The 19,960-nt window shown below is 60.5% G+C and carries 16 protein-coding genes; all 16 read left to right on the top strand.

The window, feature by feature from the left end; genetic code table 11:
- A partial coding sequence (gene hutU, locus PG5_RS17770; protein WP_042955484.1) for a urocanate hydratase occupies positions 1-888 on the top strand: 888 nt, incomplete at its 5' end.
- Positions 889-1,057: 169 nt separating this feature from the next.
- Positions 1,058-2,530, top strand: a complete 1,473-nt coding sequence (locus PG5_RS17775; RefSeq protein WP_020798507.1) for a cytosine permease — start codon at positions 1,058-1,060, stop codon at positions 2,528-2,530.
- A gap of 69 nt (positions 2,531-2,599) precedes the next feature.
- Positions 2,600-3,568: an ABC transporter substrate-binding protein gene (locus tag PG5_RS17780; protein WP_020798508.1), complete on the top strand. Its 969-nt coding sequence runs from the start codon at positions 2,600-2,602 to the stop codon at positions 3,566-3,568.
- A 70-nt stretch (positions 3,569-3,638) separates the two neighbouring features.
- A complete protein-coding gene (locus PG5_RS17785; RefSeq protein ID WP_008058061.1) occupies positions 3,639-4,490 on the top strand; it encodes a proline/glycine betaine ABC transporter permease in 852 nt (283 codons plus the stop codon).
- Positions 4,487-5,317, top strand: a complete 831-nt coding sequence (locus tag PG5_RS17790) for a glycine betaine/L-proline ABC transporter ATP-binding protein (protein ID WP_020798509.1) — start codon at positions 4,487-4,489, stop codon at positions 5,315-5,317. The genes PG5_RS17785 and PG5_RS17790 overlap by 4 nt, the downstream gene beginning before the upstream one ends.
- Positions 5,318-5,474: 157 nt before the next feature.
- Positions 5,475-6,998, top strand: a complete 1,524-nt coding sequence (hutH, locus tag PG5_RS17795; RefSeq protein ID WP_042955485.1) for a histidine ammonia-lyase — start codon at positions 5,475-5,477, stop codon at positions 6,996-6,998.
- A gap of 118 nt (positions 6,999-7,116) precedes the next feature.
- Positions 7,117-8,649: a histidine ammonia-lyase gene (gene hutH, locus PG5_RS17800; RefSeq protein WP_020798511.1), complete on the top strand. Its 1,533-nt coding sequence runs from the start codon at positions 7,117-7,119 to the stop codon at positions 8,647-8,649.
- 62 nt (positions 8,650-8,711) lie between these two features.
- Positions 8,712-9,917, top strand: a complete 1,206-nt coding sequence (gene hutI, locus PG5_RS17805; RefSeq protein WP_020798512.1) for an imidazolonepropionase — start codon at positions 8,712-8,714, stop codon at positions 9,915-9,917.
- Between the two features lie 10 nt (positions 9,918-9,927).
- Positions 9,928-10,731 (top strand): N-formylglutamate deformylase, encoded by an 804-nt coding sequence (gene hutG, locus PG5_RS17810; protein WP_020798513.1) that lies wholly within the window; start codon positions 9,928-9,930, stop codon positions 10,729-10,731.
- Positions 10,732-10,952: 221 nt separating this feature from the next.
- Positions 10,953-11,924, top strand: a complete 972-nt coding sequence (gene pip, locus PG5_RS17815) for a prolyl aminopeptidase (protein ID WP_020798515.1) — start codon at positions 10,953-10,955, stop codon at positions 11,922-11,924.
- Positions 11,921-12,358: a D-aminoacyl-tRNA deacylase gene (gene dtd, locus PG5_RS17820; protein WP_020798516.1), complete on the top strand. Its 438-nt coding sequence runs from the start codon at positions 11,921-11,923 to the stop codon at positions 12,356-12,358. The genes pip and dtd overlap by 4 nt, the downstream gene beginning before the upstream one ends.
- Before the next feature lie 320 nt (positions 12,359-12,678).
- Entirely contained in the window at positions 12,679-14,496 is a 1,818-nt protein-coding gene (locus tag PG5_RS17825) for a glucan biosynthesis protein G (protein WP_033042742.1), read from the top strand.
- Entirely contained in the window at positions 14,489-17,059 is a 2,571-nt protein-coding gene (gene mdoH / locus PG5_RS17830; RefSeq protein ID WP_042955486.1) for a glucans biosynthesis glucosyltransferase MdoH, read from the top strand. The genes PG5_RS17825 and mdoH overlap by 8 nt, the downstream gene beginning before the upstream one ends.
- Positions 17,060-17,300: 241 nt before the next feature.
- A complete protein-coding gene (locus PG5_RS17835; protein ID WP_020798519.1) occupies positions 17,301-18,098 on the top strand; it encodes a transporter substrate-binding domain-containing protein in 798 nt (265 codons plus the stop codon).
- A 139-nt stretch (positions 18,099-18,237) separates the two neighbouring features.
- A complete protein-coding gene (locus PG5_RS17840; protein WP_042955487.1) occupies positions 18,238-19,197 on the top strand; it encodes an amino acid ABC transporter permease in 960 nt (319 codons plus the stop codon).
- On the top strand, positions 19,190-19,924 hold the full coding sequence (locus PG5_RS17845) for an amino acid ABC transporter ATP-binding protein (protein ID WP_020798521.1): 735 nt from the start codon (positions 19,190-19,192) through the stop codon (positions 19,922-19,924). The genes PG5_RS17840 and PG5_RS17845 overlap by 8 nt, the downstream gene beginning before the upstream one ends.
- The last annotated feature ends 36 nt before the right edge of the window (positions 19,925-19,960 follow it).

The following is a 19,960-nucleotide window of genomic DNA, read 5'->3' on the forward strand; positions in this document are numbered from 1 at the left end:
CAGACCAGCGCCCACGACCCGCTCAACGGTTACCTGCCAGCTGGCTGGACCTGGGACGAGTATCGCGCCCGCGCCAAGACCGAACCGGCTGCGGTGATCAAGGCCGCCAAGCAATCGATGGCCGTGCACGTCAAAGCGATGCTCGCCTTCCAAAAACAAGGCATCCCGACCTTCGACTACGGCAACAACATCCGTCAGATGGCCCAGGAAGAAGGCGTGGAAAACGCATTCGATTTCCCAGGCTTCGTACCGGCCTACATTCGTCCGCTGTTCTGCCGTGGCATCGGCCCGTTCCGTTGGGCTGCGCTGTCGGGCAACGCTGAAGATATCTACAAGACCGACGCCAAGGTAAAAGAGCTGATTCCGGACGACGCCCACCTGCACAACTGGCTGGACATGGCGCGCGAGCGCATCAGCTTCCAGGGCCTGCCGGCACGTATCTGCTGGGTTGGCCTGGGCCTGCGCGCCAAGCTGGGCCTGGCGTTCAACGAAATGGTGCGTAGCGGTGAGCTGTCGGCGCCCATCGTGATCGGTCGCGACCACCTGGATTCCGGTTCTGTTGCCAGCCCGAACCGCGAAACCGAATCGATGCAGGACGGTTCCGATGCCGTGTCCGACTGGCCACTGCTCAACGCCCTGCTCAACACCGCAAGCGGCGCGACCTGGGTTTCCCTGCACCACGGCGGCGGCGTCGGCATGGGCTTCTCCCAGCACTCGGGCATGGTGATTGTCTGCGACGGCACCGATGAAGCGGCCGAGCGTATCGCCCGCGTCCTGCACAACGACCCGGCGACGGGCGTCATGCGCCACGCCGATGCCGGTTACCAGATCGCGATCGACTGCGCGAAGGAGCAGGGGCTGAACCTGCCGATGATCACCGGTAAATAAAAATGCGGGCCGCCTGTAATGGGTGGCCCGACGCATAACCTGTAGGAGCTGCCGCAGACTGCGATCTTTTGGCGTCATCAGTGACGCCGAAGATCAAAAGATCGCAGCCTGCGGCAGCTCCTACATAGAACAAAAACGACATCGACAAACAATCCACAGAGGTTGAATCATGGCTGTCAGCAGCGAGCGTGCAGGCAACAAACCGTTGATCGAGAAGCGTTCGATCGACTACATCCCGGAAGCGGAAAGACACGGTCGTCTGTTTAGCCAGTTCACCCTGTGGATGGGTGCCAACCTGCAAATCACCGCGATTGTCACCGGGGCCCTGGCCGTGGTGCTGGGTGGTGACGTGTTCTGGTCGTTGATCGGTTTGCTGATCGGGCAAGTGCTCGGCGGCGGCGTAATGGCGTTGCATGCCGCGCAAGGCCCCAAGCTTGGCCTGCCGCAAATGATCTCCAGCCGCGTGCAGTTCGGCGTGTATGGTGCGGCGATCCCGATCGTGCTGGTGTGCCTGATGTACCTCGGTTTCACCGCAACAGGGACCGTGCTTTCCGGCCAGGCGCTGGGCCAGTTGTTTGGCGTCAGCGACAGCGTCGGGATCCTCATCTTCGCCAGTGTCATCGTGCTGGTCACGGTGCTCGGTTATCGGGTGATCCATTGGATCGGCCGTGTTGCCAGTGTCATTGGTGTGATTGCCTTTGTTTACCTGTTCAGCCGTCTGATGAGCCAGGTTGACGTTGGCGCACTGTTGCAGATCCGCCACTTCAGCTGGAGCAGTTTCTTGCTCGCGGTGTCGCTTGCGGCGTCCTGGCAAATCGCTTTCGGCCCTTACGTGGCCGACTATTCACGTTACCTGCCGAGCAAGACTTCCTCGGTGAAAACCTTTTTTGCCGCTGGCGCAGGTTCGGTGATTGGTGCACAGGTGGCGATGATCCTCGGCGTGTTCGCTGCCGCTTCGGCCAACGGGCAATTCGCCGGTCACGAAGTGGCCTACATCGTCGGCCTGGGCGGTACCGGTGCCACTGCTGCGCTGCTGTACTTCAGCATCGCGTTCGGCAAGGTCACCATTTCCACACTGAACTCATACGGCAGCTTCATGTGCATCGCGACCATCATCAGCGGTTTCCGTGGTGAGCTGAAAGTAACGCGCTTGCAGCGTCTGGTGTTCGTGCTGGGCATCGTCGGTGCTGCGACCCTGATGGCATTGCTCGGCCAGCACTCGTTCCTTGGTGCGTTCAAGTCCTTCATCCTGTTCCTGCTGGCGTTCTTCACGCCATGGAGCGCGATCAACCTGGTGGACTACTACTGCATCACCCGCGAGCGTTATGACGTGCCTGCGCTGGCCGATCCGAACGGTCGCTACGGTCGTTGGAACGCCCTTGGTATCAGCGTCTATGTTTTCGGTGTGCTGGTGCAGCTGCCGTTCATCGCCACCAAGTTCTATACCGGTCCGCTGGTGAATGCCCTCGGAGGGGTGGATATCTCCTGGATCATCGGTCTGGTGATCCCTGCAGCCCTGTACTACGTGTGTGCGAAAAAATGGCACGGCTCAGTGCCCGATCACCTGATCCTGCCGGTCGAGCAGGACAGCGTTGTAAAACCTATAACAAGCAGGGCCGGTCGTGCTGCGGCGCAGGCCTGATTGGACGTGGACAGGGCTGGATGCCTCTTGACTGCCGTAAGCCAATTCATGATTAGGAGCGTCATTACAATGAAATCGAACAAGACCCTGCTGACCACATTGCTTTCCATGGGCCTGCTCGCCAGTGCCGGCGCCACTCAGGCGGCGGGTTGGTGCGAGTCGGGCAAACCGGTGAAATTCGCCGGCCTGAACTGGGAAAGCGCCATGTTGCTGACCGACGTGATGCAAGTCGTGTTGGAAAAAGGCTACGACTGCAAGACCGACAGCCTGCCGGGCAACTCCATCACCATGGAAAACGCCCTGAGCAGCAACGATATCCAGGTGTTCGCCGAAGAGTGGGTCGGCCGCAGCGAGGTCTGGAACAAGGCAGAGAAGGCCGGCAAGGTCGTCGGTGTCGGCGCTCCCGTCGTCGGCGCGATCGAAGGCTGGTACGTGCCGCGCTACGTGATCGAAGGCGATGCCAAGCGCAAGCTGGAAGCCAAGGCCCCGGACCTGAAAAACATCGCTGACCTGGGCAAATACTCCGCCGTGTTCAAGGACGCTGAAGAGCCATCCAAAGGGCGTTTCTACAACTGCCCGGCCGGCTGGACCTGTGAGCTGGACAACAGCGAAATGCTCAAGAGCTACGGCCTGGAAAGCACCTACACCAACTTCCGCCCTGGCACCGGCCCGGCGCTGGATGCCGCCGTACTGTCTAGCTACAAGCGCGGCGAGCCGATCCTTTTCTACTACTGGTCGCCAACGCCGTTGATGGGCCAGGTCGACGTAGTGAAGCTCGAAGAGAAACCCGGTGTGAACAAGACCGTGACCATCAAGGTCGGCCTGTCCAAGACTTTCCACGACGAAGCACCGGAACTGGTGGCCGTGCTGGACAAGGTCAACATTCCGATCGACCTGCTGAACCAGAATCTGGGTCGCATGACCAAAGAGCGGATCGAGTCGCCAAAACTGGCCAAGATCTTCTTGAAGGAACATCCTGAAGTCTGGCACGCCTGGGTAAGTGAAGACGCAGCCAAGAAAATCGACGCGGCCTTGTAGGTTGGGCTTCTCCGGCGGTCGGTAACGGCTGTCGGATGCTTGATCGCAACCCCTTGATTGAGAGTCTCTTATGTTTCCCGAAAGCTTTACCTTTTCCATCGCCGACTGGGTCAACGGTTGGGTCGATTCGCTGGTCACCAACTACGGCGATGTGTTCCGCAGCATCTCCGACACCCTGTTGTGGGCCATCGTCAATCTTGAAGGGCTGCTGCGTGCGGCGCCCTGGTGGCTGATGCTGGCAATCGTGGCGGGCGTTGCCTGGCATGCCACCCGCAAAGTCGTGACCACCGCCGTGATCGTCGGCTTACTGTTCCTGGTGGGCGCGGTTGGCCTCTGGGACAAGCTCATGCAGACCCTGGCGCTAATGATGGTGGCCACGGTCATTTCGGTGCTGATCGGCATCCCGTTGGGCATCCTCTCGGCGCGCAGCAATCGCCTGCGTTCGGTACTGATGCCGTTGCTGGACATCATGCAGACCATGCCGAGCTTCGTGTACCTGATCCCGGTGCTGATGCTGTTCGGCCTGGGCAAGGTTCCGGCGATTTTCGCGACCGTGATCTACGCCGCGCCACCGCTGATCCGTTTGACCGACCTGGGTATTCGCCAGGTTGACGGCGAGGTGATGGAAGCGATCAACGCCTTCGGTGCCAACCGTTGGCAGCAACTGTTCGGCGTGCAACTGCCGCTGGCCCTGCCGAGCATCATGGCCGGGATCAACCAGACCACCATGATGGCCCTGTCGATGGTGGTGATCGCCTCGATGATCGGTGCCCGTGGCTTGGGCGAAGACGTGTTGGTGGGGATTCAGACCCTCAACGTTGGACGCGGCCTGGAAGCCGGTCTGGCGATCGTGATTCTGGCAGTGGTGATCGACCGCATAACACAAGCGTACGGTCGCGCACGGCATGAGGTGAGCAAATGAACAACGCAACCGTGAGCAAGATTGAAGTCAAGAACGTCTTCAAGATTTTCGGCAACCGCGCCAAGGATGCCCTGGCGATGGTTGGCCAGGGTAAGACCAAGGATCAGGTGCTGGCCGAAACCGGCTGCGTGGTCGGGGTAAACGATTTGTCCCTGAGCATCGGCAGCGGCGAGATCTTCGTGATCATGGGCCTGTCGGGTTCCGGAAAATCCACCCTGGTACGTCACTTCAACCGCCTGATCGACCCGACCAGCGGCGCGATCCTGGTGGACGGTGTGGACATCCTGCAATACGACATGGAAGCCCTGCGCGAATTTCGCCGGCGCAAGATCAGCATGGTGTTCCAGAGCTTCGGCCTGCTGCCGCACAAGAGCGTGCTGGACAACGTCGCCTACGGCTTGAAAATCCGTGGCGAAAGCAAGCAGATGTGCGCCGAGCGCGCGCTGCACTGGATCAACACCGTGGGCCTCAAGGGCTACGAGAACAAATACCCGCACCAGCTCTCCGGCGGCATGCGTCAACGTGTGGGTTTGGCCCGTGCTTTGGCGGCGGACACCGACATCATCCTGATGGACGAAGCCTTCAGTGCCCTCGACCCGCTGATTCGCGCCGAGATGCAGGACCAGTTGCTGGAACTGCAGAAGACCCTGCACAAGACCATCGTCTTCATCACCCACGACCTCGACGAGGCTGTGCGCATCGGCAACCGCATCGCGATCCTCAAGGACGGCCGCCTGATCCAGGTCGGCACGCCGCGAGAGATCCTGCATTCGCCAGCGGATGAGTATGTCGACCGGTTCGTGCAGCGACGGGCGGCGGTGGTTTAAAGATGATCGTTCCCACGCTCTGCGTGGGAACGCATCCCGTGACGCTCTGCGTCACCCATGCGCAGGGCTCGAGCCTTACGTTGATTTCGGGACGCGGAGCGTCCCAGGCGGAATTCCCACGCAGAGCGTGGGAACGATCAGGATCAAGAGGTTGAAGATGTCCCAGGCTGAAAAAATCGTTATCGCCGATGCCCCGTTGCGTTGGCAGGATGTGGTTGCCGTAGCCCGCCATGGCGCACAGCTTGAGCTGTCGGAGCAGGCCTGGGCACGCATCGAAAATGCCCAGGCGATCGTCCAGCGCATCGTCACCAGCGGCGAACGCGCCTATGGTGTGAATACCGGGCTGGGCGCTTTGTGCAACGTTTCGCTCAAAGACGAACAACTCAGCCAACTGTCGCGCAATACCTTGCTCAGTCACGCCTGTGGCGTGGGTGCTCCACTGGCCGACGAGCAGACTCGCGCGATCATGTGCGCGGCGATCCGCAACTATTCCCACGGCAAATCCGGCATTCATCGCCGAGTGGTCGAAGCCTTGCTGGCGTTGCTCAATCGCGGCATCACTCCGCAAGTGCCGTCTCAGGGTTCGGTGGGCTACCTGACCCACATGGCCCACATCAGCATCGCCCTGCTGGGTGTCGGCAACGTCAGCTATCGCGGGCAAGTCGTGTCGGCGCAACAAGCGTTGGCCGAAGAGGGCCTGCAACCGGTTCAACTCGGCGCCAAGGACGGCCTGTGCCTGGTCAACGGTACGCCGTGCATGAGCGGCCTCAGTTGCCTGGCCATTGCCGACGCCACGCGCCTGCTGCAATGGGCCGATGTGATCAGCGCCATGAGCTTCGAGGCCCAGCGTGGCCAGATTGCAGCGTTCGATGCCGAGATCATCGCCCTCAAGCCGCATCCGGGCATGCAACAGGTCGGGATCAACTTGCGGGCGCTGCTCGATGGCAGTGAAGTGATTGCCCAAAGCAAAGGCATTCGTACGCAGGATGCATTGAGTATCCGCTCGATTCCGCAAGTGCACGGCGCCGCTCGCGATCAGCTTGAGCACGCGATCAAGCAAATCGAAACCGAACTCAATGGCTGCACGGATAACCCGTTGTTGCTGGGTACGCCGGACAACTTCCGCGTCATGTCCCAAGCCAATCCACACGGCCAGTCCGTGGCAATGGCGGCAGACCTGCTGGCGATTGCCATGGCCGAAATCGGCTCCATCGCCGAGCGGCGCCTGGACCGTTTGATCAACCCGCACGTCAGCGGCCTGCCGGCGTTCCTGGTGGCCAACCCGGGGTTGAACTCCGGGATGATGATCGTGCAGTACGTCGCCGCGTCGCTGTGTGCGGAAAATCGCCAACTGGCGCAACCGGCGGTGCTCGACAACTACGTCACCTCGGGCTTGCAGGAAGACCACCTGAGCATGGGCACCAACGCCGCATTGAAGCTGCACCGCGCGTTGGAAAACTGCACGCAGATTCTCGCCATCGAGTACTTGCTGGCGGCCCAGGCTTTCGAGTTCCTGAAAGAACAGCGTTTCGGGGCCGGCACCGATGCCGCGTGGCGCCTGCTGCGCGAACGCGTTCCGGCCTACGATCAGGACCGCTGGCTGGCGCCGGACATCGCCGCCGCTGCCGGCGTATTGAAAGACCCGGCTTTGTTGCAAAAGGCTTTACCGAATCTGAACTGATTTCCATACCAAACCAGCGTGCCAAGGCGCCAGCCCTTTCAAAAAGAGGGAAGCGACGGACAACGGATCAATCCGGAGCGTCTGGTAGTTAATAACAAACTCTCAAAAGGAGCATGAAATGACTGCGCTTAACTTGATTCCTGGCCAACTGAGCCTTGCCCAATTGCGTGATGTTTATCAGCAACCGGTCAAAATCACCCTCGACCACAGCGCCGCGGCCCAGATCGAAGCCAGCGTCGCCTGCGTGGAGCAGATCCTCGCCGAAAACCGCACCGCCTACGGTATCAACACCGGTTTCGGCCTGCTGGCCTCGACCCGCATTGCCAGCGAAGACCTGGAAAACCTACAGCGCTCGCTGGTGCTGTCCCACGCTGCTGGTGTCGGCGAGCCGATTAGCGACGCGCTGGTGCGCCTGGTCATGGTGCTCAAGGTCAACAGCCTGAGCCGTGGTTTCTCCGGTATTCGTCGTGTAGTCATCGACGCGCTGATCGCCCTGATCAACGCCGAGGTGTATCCGCACATTCCGCTGAAAGGTTCGGTCGGAGCGTCCGGCGACCTGGCCCCGTTGGCGCACATGTCGCTGGTACTGCTGGGTGAAGGCAAGGCGCGCTACAAAGGCGAGTGGATGGAAGCGAGCGAAGCGCTGAAAGTCGCTGGCCTGACTCCGCTGACCCTGGCTGCGAAAGAAGGCCTGGCATTGCTCAATGGCACGCAAGTATCCACGGCTTTCGCCTTGCGCGGTCTGTTCGAAGGTGAGGACCTGTTCGCTGGAGCCCTGGCTCTGGGTGGCCTGACCGTTGAAGCGGTCCTGGGTTCGCGCTCGCCATTCGACGCACGCATTCACGCCGCCCGTGGCCAGAAAGGCCAGATCGATGCCGCTGCCGCCTACCGCGACCTGCTGGGCGAGCGCAGTGAAGTTTCTGATTCTCACCAGAACTGCGAAAAGGTCCAGGACCCGTACTCCCTGCGCTGCCAGCCGCAAGTCATGGGCGCCTGCCTGACCCAGTTCCGCCAGGCTGCCGAAGTGCTGGCGATCGAAGCCAACGCAGTATCCGACAACCCGCTGGTATTTGCCGCAGAAGGTGACGTGATTTCCGGCGGCAACTTCCACGCAGAACCGGTGGCCATGGCCGCTGACAACATGGCCTTGGCCATTGCTGAAATCGGTTCCCTGAGCGAGCGTCGCATTTCGTTGATGATGGACAAGCACATGTCGCAACTGCCGCCGTTCCTGGTGGCCAATGGCGGCGTCAATTCCGGCTTCATGATCGCCCAAGTGACCGCAGCGGCGCTGGCCAGCGAGAACAAGGCGCTGTCCCATCCGCATTCGGTGGACAGCCTGCCGACTTCCGCCAACCAGGAAGATCACGTGTCCATGGCTCCGGCCGCAGGCAAGCGTCTGTGGGAAATGGCCGAGAACACCCGTGGCATCCTGGCTGTGGAATGGCTGGCCGCCGCTCAGGGCCTGGACCTGCGCAATGGCCTGAAGACGTCGCCGAAGCTGGAAAAGGCTCGGGCCATCCTGCGTAAGGAAGTGCCGTTCTACGAGAAGGACCGCTTCTTTGCACCGGACATCAATGCGGCGACCGAGTTGTTGGCTTCGCGTTGCTTGAACGAGCTGGTTTCGGCGAAGTTGCTGCCTAGCCTCTAGCCCGCCCCCAACCGATCGTTCCCACGCAGAGCGTGGGAACGATCAACCATCGGAGGATCCGAATGAAAACCCTCTGGCAACACTGCCACGTCGCAACCATGGCCCAGGGCGTCTACTCGATCATCGAGGATGCGGCCATCGTGACGTCCGATGCACATATAGAGTGGATCGGCCCGCGCCGTGAGCTGCCGTCCGGCGAGTACTCGGTGGTCAATGACTTGAACGGGGCCTGGGTCACGCCGGGCCTGATCGACTGCCATACCCACACGGTGTTCGGCGGTAACCGCAGCGGTGAATTCGAGCAGCGTCTGCAAGGCGTTAGCTACGCGCAAATCGCCGCCAGCGGCGGGGGTATCGCCAGCACCGTGCGTGCCACTCGCGCAGCCAGTGAAGATGAACTGTTCGCCAGCGCCGCCAAGCGCCTGAAAAGCCTGATGCGCGACGGTGTCACCAGCATCGAAATCAAATCCGGGTACGGCCTCGACCTGGCCAACGAACGCAAGATGCTGCGGGTCGCCCGTCGCCTCGGTGCCGAGCTGCCGGTCAGCGTACGCAGCACCTGCCTGGCGGCTCACGCCTTGCCGCCGGAGTACACCGATCGCGCCGACGATTACATCGATCACATCTGCAGCGAAATGCTCCCGGCCCTGGCCGCCGAAGGGCTGGTGGACGCGGTGGATGCCTTTTGCGAATACCTGGCGTTTTCCCCTGCCCAGGTTGAGCGCGTATTCGTCACTGCCCGGGAACTGGGCTTGCCGGTGAAGCTGCACGCCGAGCAGCTTTCTTCCCTGCACGGATCGAGCCTCGCGGCGCGTTACCACGCACTGTCGGCCGACCACCTGGAATTCATGACCGAAGACGACGCCATCGCCATGGCCAAGTCCGGCACAGTGGCCGTGTTACTGCCCGGCGCTTTCTACTTCCTGCGCGAGACCCAATTGCCACCGATGGAGGCCTTGCGCAAACACGGCGTGAAAATCGCCATCGCCAGCGACCTCAACCCCGGCACCTCGCCGGCGCTGTCGTTGCGCCTGATGTTGAACATGGCCTGCACCTGTTTCCGTATGACCCCGGAAGAGGCCCTGGCTGGCGCGACGATTCATGCCGCGACGGCATTGGGCATGGCCGCTACCCACGGTTCGCTGGAGGCGGGCAAGGTAGCCGATTTTGTTGCATGGCAAATCGATCGTCCGGCCGACCTGTGCTACTGGCTGGGCGGCGACCTGGAAAAACGCGTCGTGCGTCACGGCGTCGAGACGAGCGTTTAGGAGAACAGTTGTGGATAAGGTTCTGAACTTCAAACAAGGCCGCGTGCCGCTGCTGATCAGCATGCCCCACGCCGGTGTGCGCCTGACCCCTGCGGTCGAAGCCGGGTTGATCCCCGCCGCGAAAAGCCTGCCGGACACCGATTGGCACATCCCGCAGCTGTACGATTTCGCCGCCGAACTGGGTGCCAGTACCCTGGCCGCCGAATACTCGCGGTTTGTCATCGACCTGAACCGGCCATCCGACGACAAGCCTTTGTATGTCGGCGCCACCACCGGCCTGTACCCGGCAACGCTGTTCGACGGTATTGCGTTGTTCCATGAGGGAATGGAGCCTTCGAAAGAAGAGCGCGCTACCTATCTGGAGCAGATCTGGACGCCATACCACAGCACCTTGCACAACGAGCTGGCGCGACTGAAAGCCGAGTTCGGCTACGCGCTGTTATTCGATGCCCACTCGATCCGCTCGATCATCCCGCACCTGTTCGACGGCAAACTGCCGGATTTCAACCTCGGCACCTTCAACGGCGCCAGTTGCGATCCACAGCTTGCAACTCAACTGGAAGCGATCTGCGACCGCCACCCGGACTACAGCCATGTGCTGAACGGGCGCTTCAAGGGCGGGCACATCACCCGTCACTACGGCAATCCGGCGGAAAGCATTCATGCCGTGCAACTGGAGCTGGGCCAGTGCACCTATATGGAAGAGTTCGAACCGTTCCGTTATCGGCCGGACCTGGCCGGGCCGACGCAGGTGGTATTGAAAGAATTGCTGCAAGGCCTGCTGGCCTGGGGCGAAAAGCATTACAACGCGTAACCTTGTGGGAGCGAGCCTGCTCGCGAATGCGGTGGGTCAGTCAACATGGATAGCGCCTGACACGCCCTCTTCGCGAGCAGGCTCGCTCCCACAGGTTTTCCGGCGGCAAATTTACAATCCAGCAAGTGCATGCTCATTGACGTAAATCGGGTTTATGATGCCCAACGGCAGAATAATAGAAGTCCCCCCAGGGATGACCTCGACCCCTTACGGAGTGCGTAATGCAGACTTTGTACCCGCAGATCAAACCCCACGCCCGGCACGATCTGGCCGTCGATGAAACCCACACGCTGTATGTCGACGAAAGCGGTTCACCGCAAGGTTTGCCGGTGGTGTTCATTCACGGCGGTCCCGGTGCCGGGTGTGATGCTGCGAGCCGATGCTACTTCGATCCAAACCTGTACCGCATCGTCACCTTCGACCAACGCGGTTGCGGTCGTTCCACCCCCCACGCCAGCCTCGAAAACAACACCACCTGGGACCTGGTCGCCGACCTTGAGCGAATCCGCGAGCACTTGGGCATCGACAAGTGGGTGCTGTTCGGCGGCTCCTGGGGTTCGACTTTGGCGCTGGCCTACGCGCAAACCCATCCGGAACGTGTGCACGGGCTGATTCTGCGCGGGATTTTTCTCTGCCGCCCGCAGGAAATCGAATGGTTTTATCAGTCGGGTGCCAGCCGTCTGTTCCCCGATTACTGGCAGGACTACGTTGCGCCGATCCCGATGGACGAGCGCGGCGATTTGCTCAATGCTTTCCATAAACGACTCACCGGCAACGACCAGATCGCCCAGATGCACGCGGCCAAAGCCTGGTCCACGTGGGAAGGCCGGACCGCGACGCTGCGTCCGAACCCGCTGGTGGTCGATCGTTTCTCCGAGCCGCAGCGTGCGTTGTCGATCGCCCGCATCGAGTGCCACTACTTCACCAATAACGCCTTCCTCGAACCGAATCAGCTGATTCGCGACATGGGCAAGATCGCCCATTTGCCTGGCGTGATCGTCCATGGTCGCTATGACGTCATCTGTCCATTGGATAACGCCTGGGAGCTGCACCAGGCCTGGCCCAATAGCGAATTGCAAATAATCCGGGACGCGGGCCATGCCGCCGCTGAGCCGGGGATTACCGATGCATTGGTACGCGCTGCCGACCGAATGGCCCGGCGCTTGCTCGACCTGTCGCCTGAAGAAGCATGAAGGGCTTGCTGCAACGCGTGCGCGGCGCGCGGGTCGAGGTAGCGGGGCAGGTGGTCGGCGCAATCGACCAGGGTTTGCTGGTGCTGGTAGCCGTCGAGCCCGACGACACGCGGGCCAGCGCCGACAAACTTCTCAATAAGCTGCTTAACTATCGTGTGTTCAGCGACGCTGAGGGCAAGATGAACCTGTCCCTGGCGGATGTGGGTGGCGGGTTGTTGCTGGTCTCGCAGTTCACCCTGGCCGCCGACACCAAGAGCGGGCTGCGACCGAGCTTCTCGACCGCGGCCCCCCCGGCCTTGGGCGAGGAGCTTTTCGGCTATCTATTAAGCAAAGCGAAACAGGTGCATGGCACTGTGGCATCAGGTAGATTCGGCGCGGATATGCAGGTGCACCTGGTCAATGATGGCCCGGTTACCTTTCTGTTACAGACCTGAAAGCGCTTGAAACATCTTTTTAAGCGCTTTTCGGTCGAAAACAGGCGTTTATCCCGATAAATACTTTGTTACCCCTGATGCGTTGTAACGCGGCCTACTAGATAATCGCGCGCTACGGGGATCAGCGTTCGTTGGTCCATTTTGACTTAGGTAGAGACTTGTCCGGATCCGATTGGGGAATCATTTTGCCCCAGCGGAGTCGGAACAATGCTCGCCAACTTGGCAAGAGTGGTCTGCAGGGTCGGCTTTTTCGCGCCGGATACCTGCTGGCCCTTTAACTGGCCGTTGGTTTTTTGATCTGTTTTCGGCGAGGGTTGCTCGTGATTGTTAGTCCCTGTAACGCACCAAAATTGACTGCCAAACGGTTTCGTAGCGCATTGGTAGCGGGCTCGGCACTGCTGTGCCTGCTCAGCGCCGGCCAGCTTTGGGCATTCAGTCTGGATGATGTATCGGTCAAGGCAAAAGAGCTGGCCGGGCAAAAGTACGAAGCTCCGCGCAGTAACCTGCCGAACGAATTCCGCGAGATGAAATTCGCCGATTATCAGAAAATTCGCTTCCTGACTGAAAAAGCCGAATGGGCCGATCAGAAGACCCCATTCAAGCTGTCGTTCTATCACCAGGGCATGCATTTCGATACGCCGGTGAAAATCAACGAAATCACGGCGAACACCGTCGAAGAGATCAAGTACGACCCGAGTCGTTTCGATTTCGGCGACGTCAAGTTCGATCCCAAGGCCACCGAGCAACTGGGTTACGCCGGTTTCCGCGTCCTGTACCCGGTCAACAAGGCTGACAAGCAAGACGAAATCATGACCATGCTGGGCGCGAGTTACTTCCGCGTGGTCGGCAAGGGTCACGTCTACGGCTTGTCCGCTCGCGGCATGGCGATCGATACCGCACTGCCGTCCGGCGAAGAGTTCCCGCGTTTTCGCGAGTTCTGGATTCAACAGCCGAAACCGGGCGACAAGCACCTGGTGATCTTCGCCCTGCTGGATTCGCCACGGGCGACCGGCGCCTACCGCCTGACCCTGCGTCCGGGCAGCGACACCATTGTCGACGTCAAGGCGCAGATGTTCCTGCGCGACAAGGTCGGCAAACTGGGCATCGCGCCACTGACCAGCATGTTCCTGTTCGGCGCCAACCAGCCGTCGAAAGTGCTGAACTACCGTCGTGAGCTGCACGATTCCAGCGGTCTGGCGATCCATGCCGGCAACGGCGAGTGGATCTGGCGTCCGCTGAACAACCCGAAACACCTGGCGGTGAGCAACTTCTCCGTCGAGAACCCGCGTGGCTTCGGCTTGCTGCAACGCGGTCGTGATTTCAGCCACTACGAAGACCTCGACGACCGCTACGACAAGCGCCCAAGCGCCTGGATCGAACCGAAGGGCGATTGGGGCAAGGGCACCGTCGATCTGGTCGAGATTCCGACCGCCGACGAAACCAACGACAATATCGTGGCGTTCTGGAGCCCGGAAAAGATGCCCGAGCCAGGCCAGCCGCTGGACTTCGCCTATCGCATGCACTGGACCATGGACGAAGCGGCGTTGCACGCACCGGACAGTGCCTGGGTCAGTCAGACCCTCAAATCCACCGGTGACGTCAAGCAGTCCAACCTGATTCGTCAGCCGGACGGCAGCGTTGCCTATCTGGTGGACTTCGAAGGTCCGTCCTTGGCAGCTTTGGCCCCGGATACGGATGTTCGCAGCCAGGTCAGCGTCGGCGAAAACGCCGAACTGGTCGAGAACAGCGTGCGCTACAACCCTGAAACCAAGGGCTGGCGCCTGACTCTGCGGATGAAGATCAAGGACCCGGGCAAGTCCACCGAGATGCGTGCTGCATTGGTGCAGAACATCGTGCCTGCCGATCTGGCCAAGACTTCGATTCCAGCATCCACTTCTTCCGTTGCCAAGGCCGACAAAGTTGCCGCCAAGCAAGCGGAGAAAGCGGACAAGGAAGCGAAAGCCGCCGAGGCCAAGCAGGCCGAAGCCAAGCCAGTCGCAGATGCCAAGGACAAGGCGAACAACAATGACGCCAAGCAGCCTGCTGCTGCCGACGCGGTCCCAGCCACACCGGAATCGGCATCGACTGAAGAAGTCCTGACCGAGACCTGGAGCTACCAGTTGCCTGCCGATGAGTAATTCTCAAGTACAGCCAGAGACTCTGTCCGAGTACCTGGCACATCTGCCGATGACCGACCAGCAGCGCGCGGAACTCGCGGGCTGCAAGTCCTTCAGCGAATTGCACGAGCGTTTGTCGTCTTCGACATTTGACGCCCCGACCGAGGCCGCCCAGGCATCGGTTGGCAAGCGCCTGACCCTGAGCACCGCTGAAGAGTTGCAGGACGCTGAAATGCTGGCGCTCGACGCCAGCGGTCGCGTCTGCCTGAAGGCGACCCCACCGATTCGTCGGACCAAGGTCGTGCCGGAGCCATGGCGTACCAATATCCTGGTGCGCGGCTGGAGACGTCTAACCGGTCGCACCAACCCGCCGAAACCACCGAAAGACGAGAACGTGCTGCCGGCGGCGCGCTGGCGCACGGTCGGTTCGATCCGTCGCTACATTCTGTTGGTGCTGATGCTCGGCCAAACCATCGTCGCCGGCTGGTACATGAAAGGCATCATGCCGTACCAGGGCTGGTCGTTCGTCGACCTTGATGAAGTCCTGCACCAACCGCTGTTGCAGACCGCCACGCAAGTGCTGCCGTACGCGTTGCAGACCAGCATCCTGATCCTGTTCGGAATTTTGTTCTGCTGGGTCTCGGCCGGTTTCTGGACCGCACTGATGGGCTTTCTCGAGTTGCTCACTGGTCACGATAAATATCGTATCTCCGGCAAAAGCGCTGGCAACGAGCCGATTCCGAAGGATGCGCGCACCGCACTGGTGATGCCGATCTGTAACGAAGACGTGCCTCGTGTATTCGCCGGCTTGCGTGCAACGTTCGAGTCGGTCGCCGCCACAGGTGAGCTGGATCGCTTTGACTTCTTCGTGCTCAGTGACAGTAACGACGCCGACATCTGCGTCGCCGAACAGCAAGCCTGGCTGGACGTCTGCCGCGAAGCCGGTGGCTTCGGCAAGATCTTCTATCGTCGCCGCCGTCGTCGTGTGAAACGTAAAAGCGGCAACCTCGACGACTTCTGCCGTCGCTGGGGGGGTGACTACAAGTACATGGTGGTGCTCGATGCTGACTCCGTGATGAGCGGCGAGTGCCTGACCAGCCTGGTACGCCTGATGGAAGCCACGCCGGACGCCGGGATCATCCAGACCGCGCCACGTGCGTCGGGCATGGACACCCTTTATGCGCGTATGCAGCAATTCGCCACCCGTGTGTACGGTCCGCTGTTCACCGCTGGCCTGCACTTCTGGCAGTTGGGCGAATCCCACTATTGGGGCCACAACGCGATCATCCGCATGAAGCCGTTCATCGAGCACTGCGCCCTGGCGCCGTTGCCGGGTAAAGGCGCGTTTGCCGGTGCGATCCTGTCCCACGACTTCGTCGAAGCCGCGCTGATGCGCCGTGCCGGTTGGGGCGTGTGGATTGCCTACGACTTGCCAGGCAGCTACGAAGAATTGCCGCCCAACCTGCTGGACGAACTCAAGCGTGACCGACGCTGGTGCCACGGTAACCTGATGAACTTCCGCCTGTTCCTGGTCAAGGGCATGCACCCGGTGCACCGCGCCGTGTTCCTGACTGGCGTGATGTCTTACCTGTCGGCGCCACTGTGGTTCTTCTTCCTGGTGTTGTCGACGGCGCTGCTGGCGGTCAATACGTTGATGGAGCCGCAATACTTCCTCGAACCGCGCCAGCTTTATCCGCTGTGGCCACAATGGCATCCGGACAAGGCGATTGCGCTGTTCTCGACCACCATCGTGCTGCTGTTCCTGCCGAAGCTGTTGAGCATCATCCTGATCTGGGCCAAGGGCGCGAAAGAGTTCGGTGGCAAGTTCAAGGTCACGCTGTCGATGCTGCTGGAGATGCTGTTCTCCATGCTGCTGGCGCCGGTGCGGATGATTTTCCACACCCGTTTCGTGCTCGCCGCATTCCTCGGCTGGGCTGCGACCTGGAACTCGCCGCAGCGTGACGACGACTCCACACCCTGGAGCGAAGCGGTCAAGCGCCACGGTCCGCAGACCTTGCTCGGTTTCTTCTGGGCACTGCTGGTGATCTGGCTGAACCCAAGCTTCCTGTGGTGGTTGGTACCGATCGTCGGTTCGCTGATGTTGTCGATCCCGGTGTCGGTGATTTCCAGCCGCGTCGGCCTGGGCCTCAAGTCCCGTGACGAGAGCCTGTTCCTGATTCCAGAGGAATACAATCCACCGCAGGCGTTGCTGGCGACTGACCAGTACACTCATGAAAACCGTTATCACGCGCTCAAGGAAGGCTTCATCCGCGCGGTGGTCGATCCACAGCAGAACGCCCTGGCGTGTGCGCTGGCGACCTCGCGGCACCGTGAGGCCGAGCCGATCGAATGGCTGCGGGTGGAGCGGGTCCGGCACGCGATGAAAGTCGGGCCTGAAGGCTTGACCAACAATGAGCGGGTACAGTTGCTGAGCGACCCGGTTGCATTGGCTCGTTTGCATGATCAGGTCTGGAGCGAGGGTCACCCTGAGTGGCTGGGTGCTTGGCGCAAGTCGGTCCAGGCCGACCCCCATGCACCGCTGTTGCCGCTTCAGCCGCTGAGCGCACAGCCTCAGTTGGCGTAACGAAAAAAACCCGCGAAAGCGGGTTTTTTATTGATCGTTTGGACGCGGAGCGTCCCTGGCTGCATTCCCACGCAGAGCGTGGGAACGATCAATTGCCCAAAAAACTTGTGCAATTGGACAGGTGCGTTAGCATCCGTCCCCGAATTGGTGCGCCCGGACCGTTTTGCGTCCGTATCTATCGGTTTTCTCAGGAAAACTGTCGATTTCGTGCCGCAAACGCAATGGTTTTGGGGACTTGAAGATGAAGAAGTATCTGTCGATGCTGCTGCTCGGCGTCACGGCATTGGTTGCAGTCAGCGCGGCGCAGGCCGGTGCCATTGATGACGCGGTCAAGCGCGGCACGTTGAAAGTCGGCATGGACCCGACCTACATGCCGTTCGAAATGACCAACAAGCGCGGCGAGATCATCGGTTTCGAAGTCGACATCCTCAAAGCCATGTCCAAGGCCATGGGCGTCAAGCTGGAGCTGGTGTCCACTGGTTACGACGGCATCATCCCGGCCCTGCTGACCGACAAGTTCGACATGATCGGCAGCGGCATGACCCTGACCCAGGAGCGCAACCTGCGCCTGAACTTCAGTGAACCGTTTATCGTGGTCGGCCAGACCCTGCTGATCCGCAAGGAGCTGGAAGGCACCATCAAGTCCTACAAAGACCTGAACACCGCCGACTACCGCATCACCTCCAAGCTCGGCACCACCGGCGAGATGGTCGCCAAAAAGCTCATTGCCAAAGCCAAGTACCACGGCTACGACAACGAGCAGGAAGCGGTGCTCGACGTGGTCAACGGCAAGGCCGATGCCTTCATCTACGACGCCCCTTACAACGTTGTCGCCGTGAACAAGGTCGGCAACGGCAAGCTGGTGTTCCTCGACAAGCCGTTCACCTACGAGCCGCTGGCCTTCGGCCTGAAGAAGGGTGACTACGACAGCATCAACTTCATCAACAACTTCCTGCACCAGATCCAAGAAGACGGCACCTACGATCGCATCCATGACAAGTGGTTCAAAGACACCGCATGGCAGAAGGATATGGAGTAACACCTCTACTTGATCGTTCCCACGCTCTGCGTGGGAATGCCGCCCGGGACGCTCCGCGTCCCTTCGCAAGCGTGACGCAGAGCGTCACAGGATGCATTCCCACGCAGAGCGTGGGAACGAGCGAATCAGAGAAGCGTTCATGAAACAGAAAAAAGCCCAATGGCCCTGGCACGTCCTGACCGTGCTGGTGCTGATCGGCCTGGCTGGCGCGTTGTATTACGCCACCTCGCTGATGTCGTACGAATGGCGCTGGAACCGCGTACCGCAGTACTTTGCCTACCACGCCGAAGAATCCCAGCGCGCCGCCGACATCTCCACCGTCAGCGAGTTAGTGCGCAAGGGCGATAAAGCTGAGGTCACGCTGCGCAATGACGCAGGCGACGAACAACACCTGATCGTCGACGAAAACAGCCTGCAAGTCGCCCAGGGCGATGATGTGGCCGAAGGCGATGTGATTGGCGTAACCCGCCACTGGGCCGCCGGGCCGCTGTTGTGGGGGCTCTGGACCACATTGTGGCTGTCCGTGGTGTCCGGCGTGCTCGGCCTGTTGATTGGCTTGGCGACCGGCCTGTGTCGGCTGTCGAATAACCCGACCCTGCGCGACCTCTCGACCATCTACGTCGAACTGGTGCGCGGTACGCCGCTTCTGGTGCAGATCTTCATTTTCTACTTCTTCATCGGCACGGTGATGAACCTGTCCCGGGAATTCGCCGGGATCGCCGCGTTGTCGCTGTTCACCGGCGCCTACGTCGCAGAGATCATCCGCTCCGGCGTGCAGTCGATCGCCCGTGGCCAGAACGAAGCCGCGCGCTCCTTGGGCTTGAATGCTGGCCAGTCGATGCGTCATGTGGTGCTGCCGCAAGCGTTCAAGCGCGTACTGCCGCCGCTGGCCGGGCAATTCATCAGTCTGGTGAAAGACACGTCGCTGGTGTCGGTGATCGCGATTACCGAACTGCTCAAGAGCGGTCGCGAAGTCATCACCACCTCGTTCTCGCCGTTCGAAATCCTATTCTGCGTCGCCGGCCTGTACCTGTTGATTAACCTGCCGCTGTCGAAAATCGCCAGCCGGCTTGAGCGGAGGCTCGCGCAAAGTGATTGAAGTCCGCGATCTGGTAAAAGTCTTCGATACCCGTGGCCAAGTGGTACGCGCCGTGGATAACGTCAGTACAACGGTCGCCAAAGGCGAAGTGCTGGTTGTGATCGGTCCATCCGGTTCCGGCAAGTCGACCTTCTTGCGTTGCCTTAACGGCCTGGAGGAGTTTGATTCTGGCTCGGTGAGCATCGACGGCCTGCAACTGGCCGATCCGAAAACCGACGTGAACGCCTACCGCCGTGAAGTTGGCATGGTATTCCAGCATTTCAACCTGTTCCCGCACATGACAGTGCTGGAAAACCTGTGCCTGGCGCAGAAAGTCGTGCGCAAGCGCGGCAAGAAAGAGCGCGAGGCCAAGGCCATGGTGCTGCTCGAAAAGGTCGGTATTGCGCAGAAAGCCAACGAATTTCCGTCGCGGCTGTCCGGCGGTCAGCAACAGCGGGTAGCGATTGCCCGTGCGCTGGCGATGGAACCGAAGGTGATGCTGTTCGATGAGCCGACCTCGGCGCTCGACCCGGAAATGGTTGGCGAAGTGCTGGATGTGATGAAGACACTGGCCGTGGAAGGCATGACCATGGTCTGCGTCACCCATGAAATGGGCTTTGCCCGTGAAGTGGCGGACCGGGTGTTGTTCTTTGACCATGGCAAGCTGCTTGAAGACGCTTCGCCGGCAGAGTTCTTTGATGCGCCGAAGGATCCGCGGGCGCAGGCGTTTCTTCGTCAAGTTCTGTAACTTCACCGGCTGCTCAATCCCTTCGCGAGCAGGCTC

The sequence above is a fragment of the Pseudomonas sp. G5(2012) genome (genome assembly GCF_000408945.1).
Taxonomy (GTDB): Bacteria; Pseudomonadota; Gammaproteobacteria; order Pseudomonadales; family Pseudomonadaceae; genus Aquipseudomonas; species Aquipseudomonas umsongensis.

Coding starts and splice junctions, on each gene's coding strand:
- PG5_RS17775 (WP_020798507.1), top strand. CDS start 1,058: ATGGCTGTCAGCAGCGAGCGTGCAGGCAACAAACCGTTGATCGAGAAG.
- PG5_RS17780 (WP_020798508.1), top strand. CDS start 2,600: ATGAAATCGAACAAGACCCTGCTGACCACATTGCTTTCCATGGGCCTG.
- PG5_RS17785 (WP_008058061.1), top strand. CDS start 3,639: ATGTTTCCCGAAAGCTTTACCTTTTCCATCGCCGACTGGGTCAACGGT.
- PG5_RS17790 (WP_020798509.1), top strand. CDS start 4,487: ATGAACAACGCAACCGTGAGCAAGATTGAAGTCAAGAACGTCTTCAAG.
- hutH (WP_042955485.1), top strand. CDS start 5,475: ATGTCCCAGGCTGAAAAAATCGTTATCGCCGATGCCCCGTTGCGTTGG.
- hutH (WP_020798511.1), top strand. CDS start 7,117: ATGACTGCGCTTAACTTGATTCCTGGCCAACTGAGCCTTGCCCAATTG.
- hutI (WP_020798512.1), top strand. CDS start 8,712: ATGAAAACCCTCTGGCAACACTGCCACGTCGCAACCATGGCCCAGGGC.
- pip (WP_020798515.1), top strand. CDS start 10,953: ATGCAGACTTTGTACCCGCAGATCAAACCCCACGCCCGGCACGATCTG.
- dtd (WP_020798516.1), top strand. CDS start 11,921: ATGAAGGGCTTGCTGCAACGCGTGCGCGGCGCGCGGGTCGAGGTAGCG.
- mdoH (WP_042955486.1), top strand. CDS start 14,489: ATGAGTAATTCTCAAGTACAGCCAGAGACTCTGTCCGAGTACCTGGCA.
- PG5_RS17835 (WP_020798519.1), top strand. CDS start 17,301: ATGAAGAAGTATCTGTCGATGCTGCTGCTCGGCGTCACGGCATTGGTT.
- PG5_RS17840 (WP_042955487.1), top strand. CDS start 18,238: ATGAAACAGAAAAAAGCCCAATGGCCCTGGCACGTCCTGACCGTGCTG.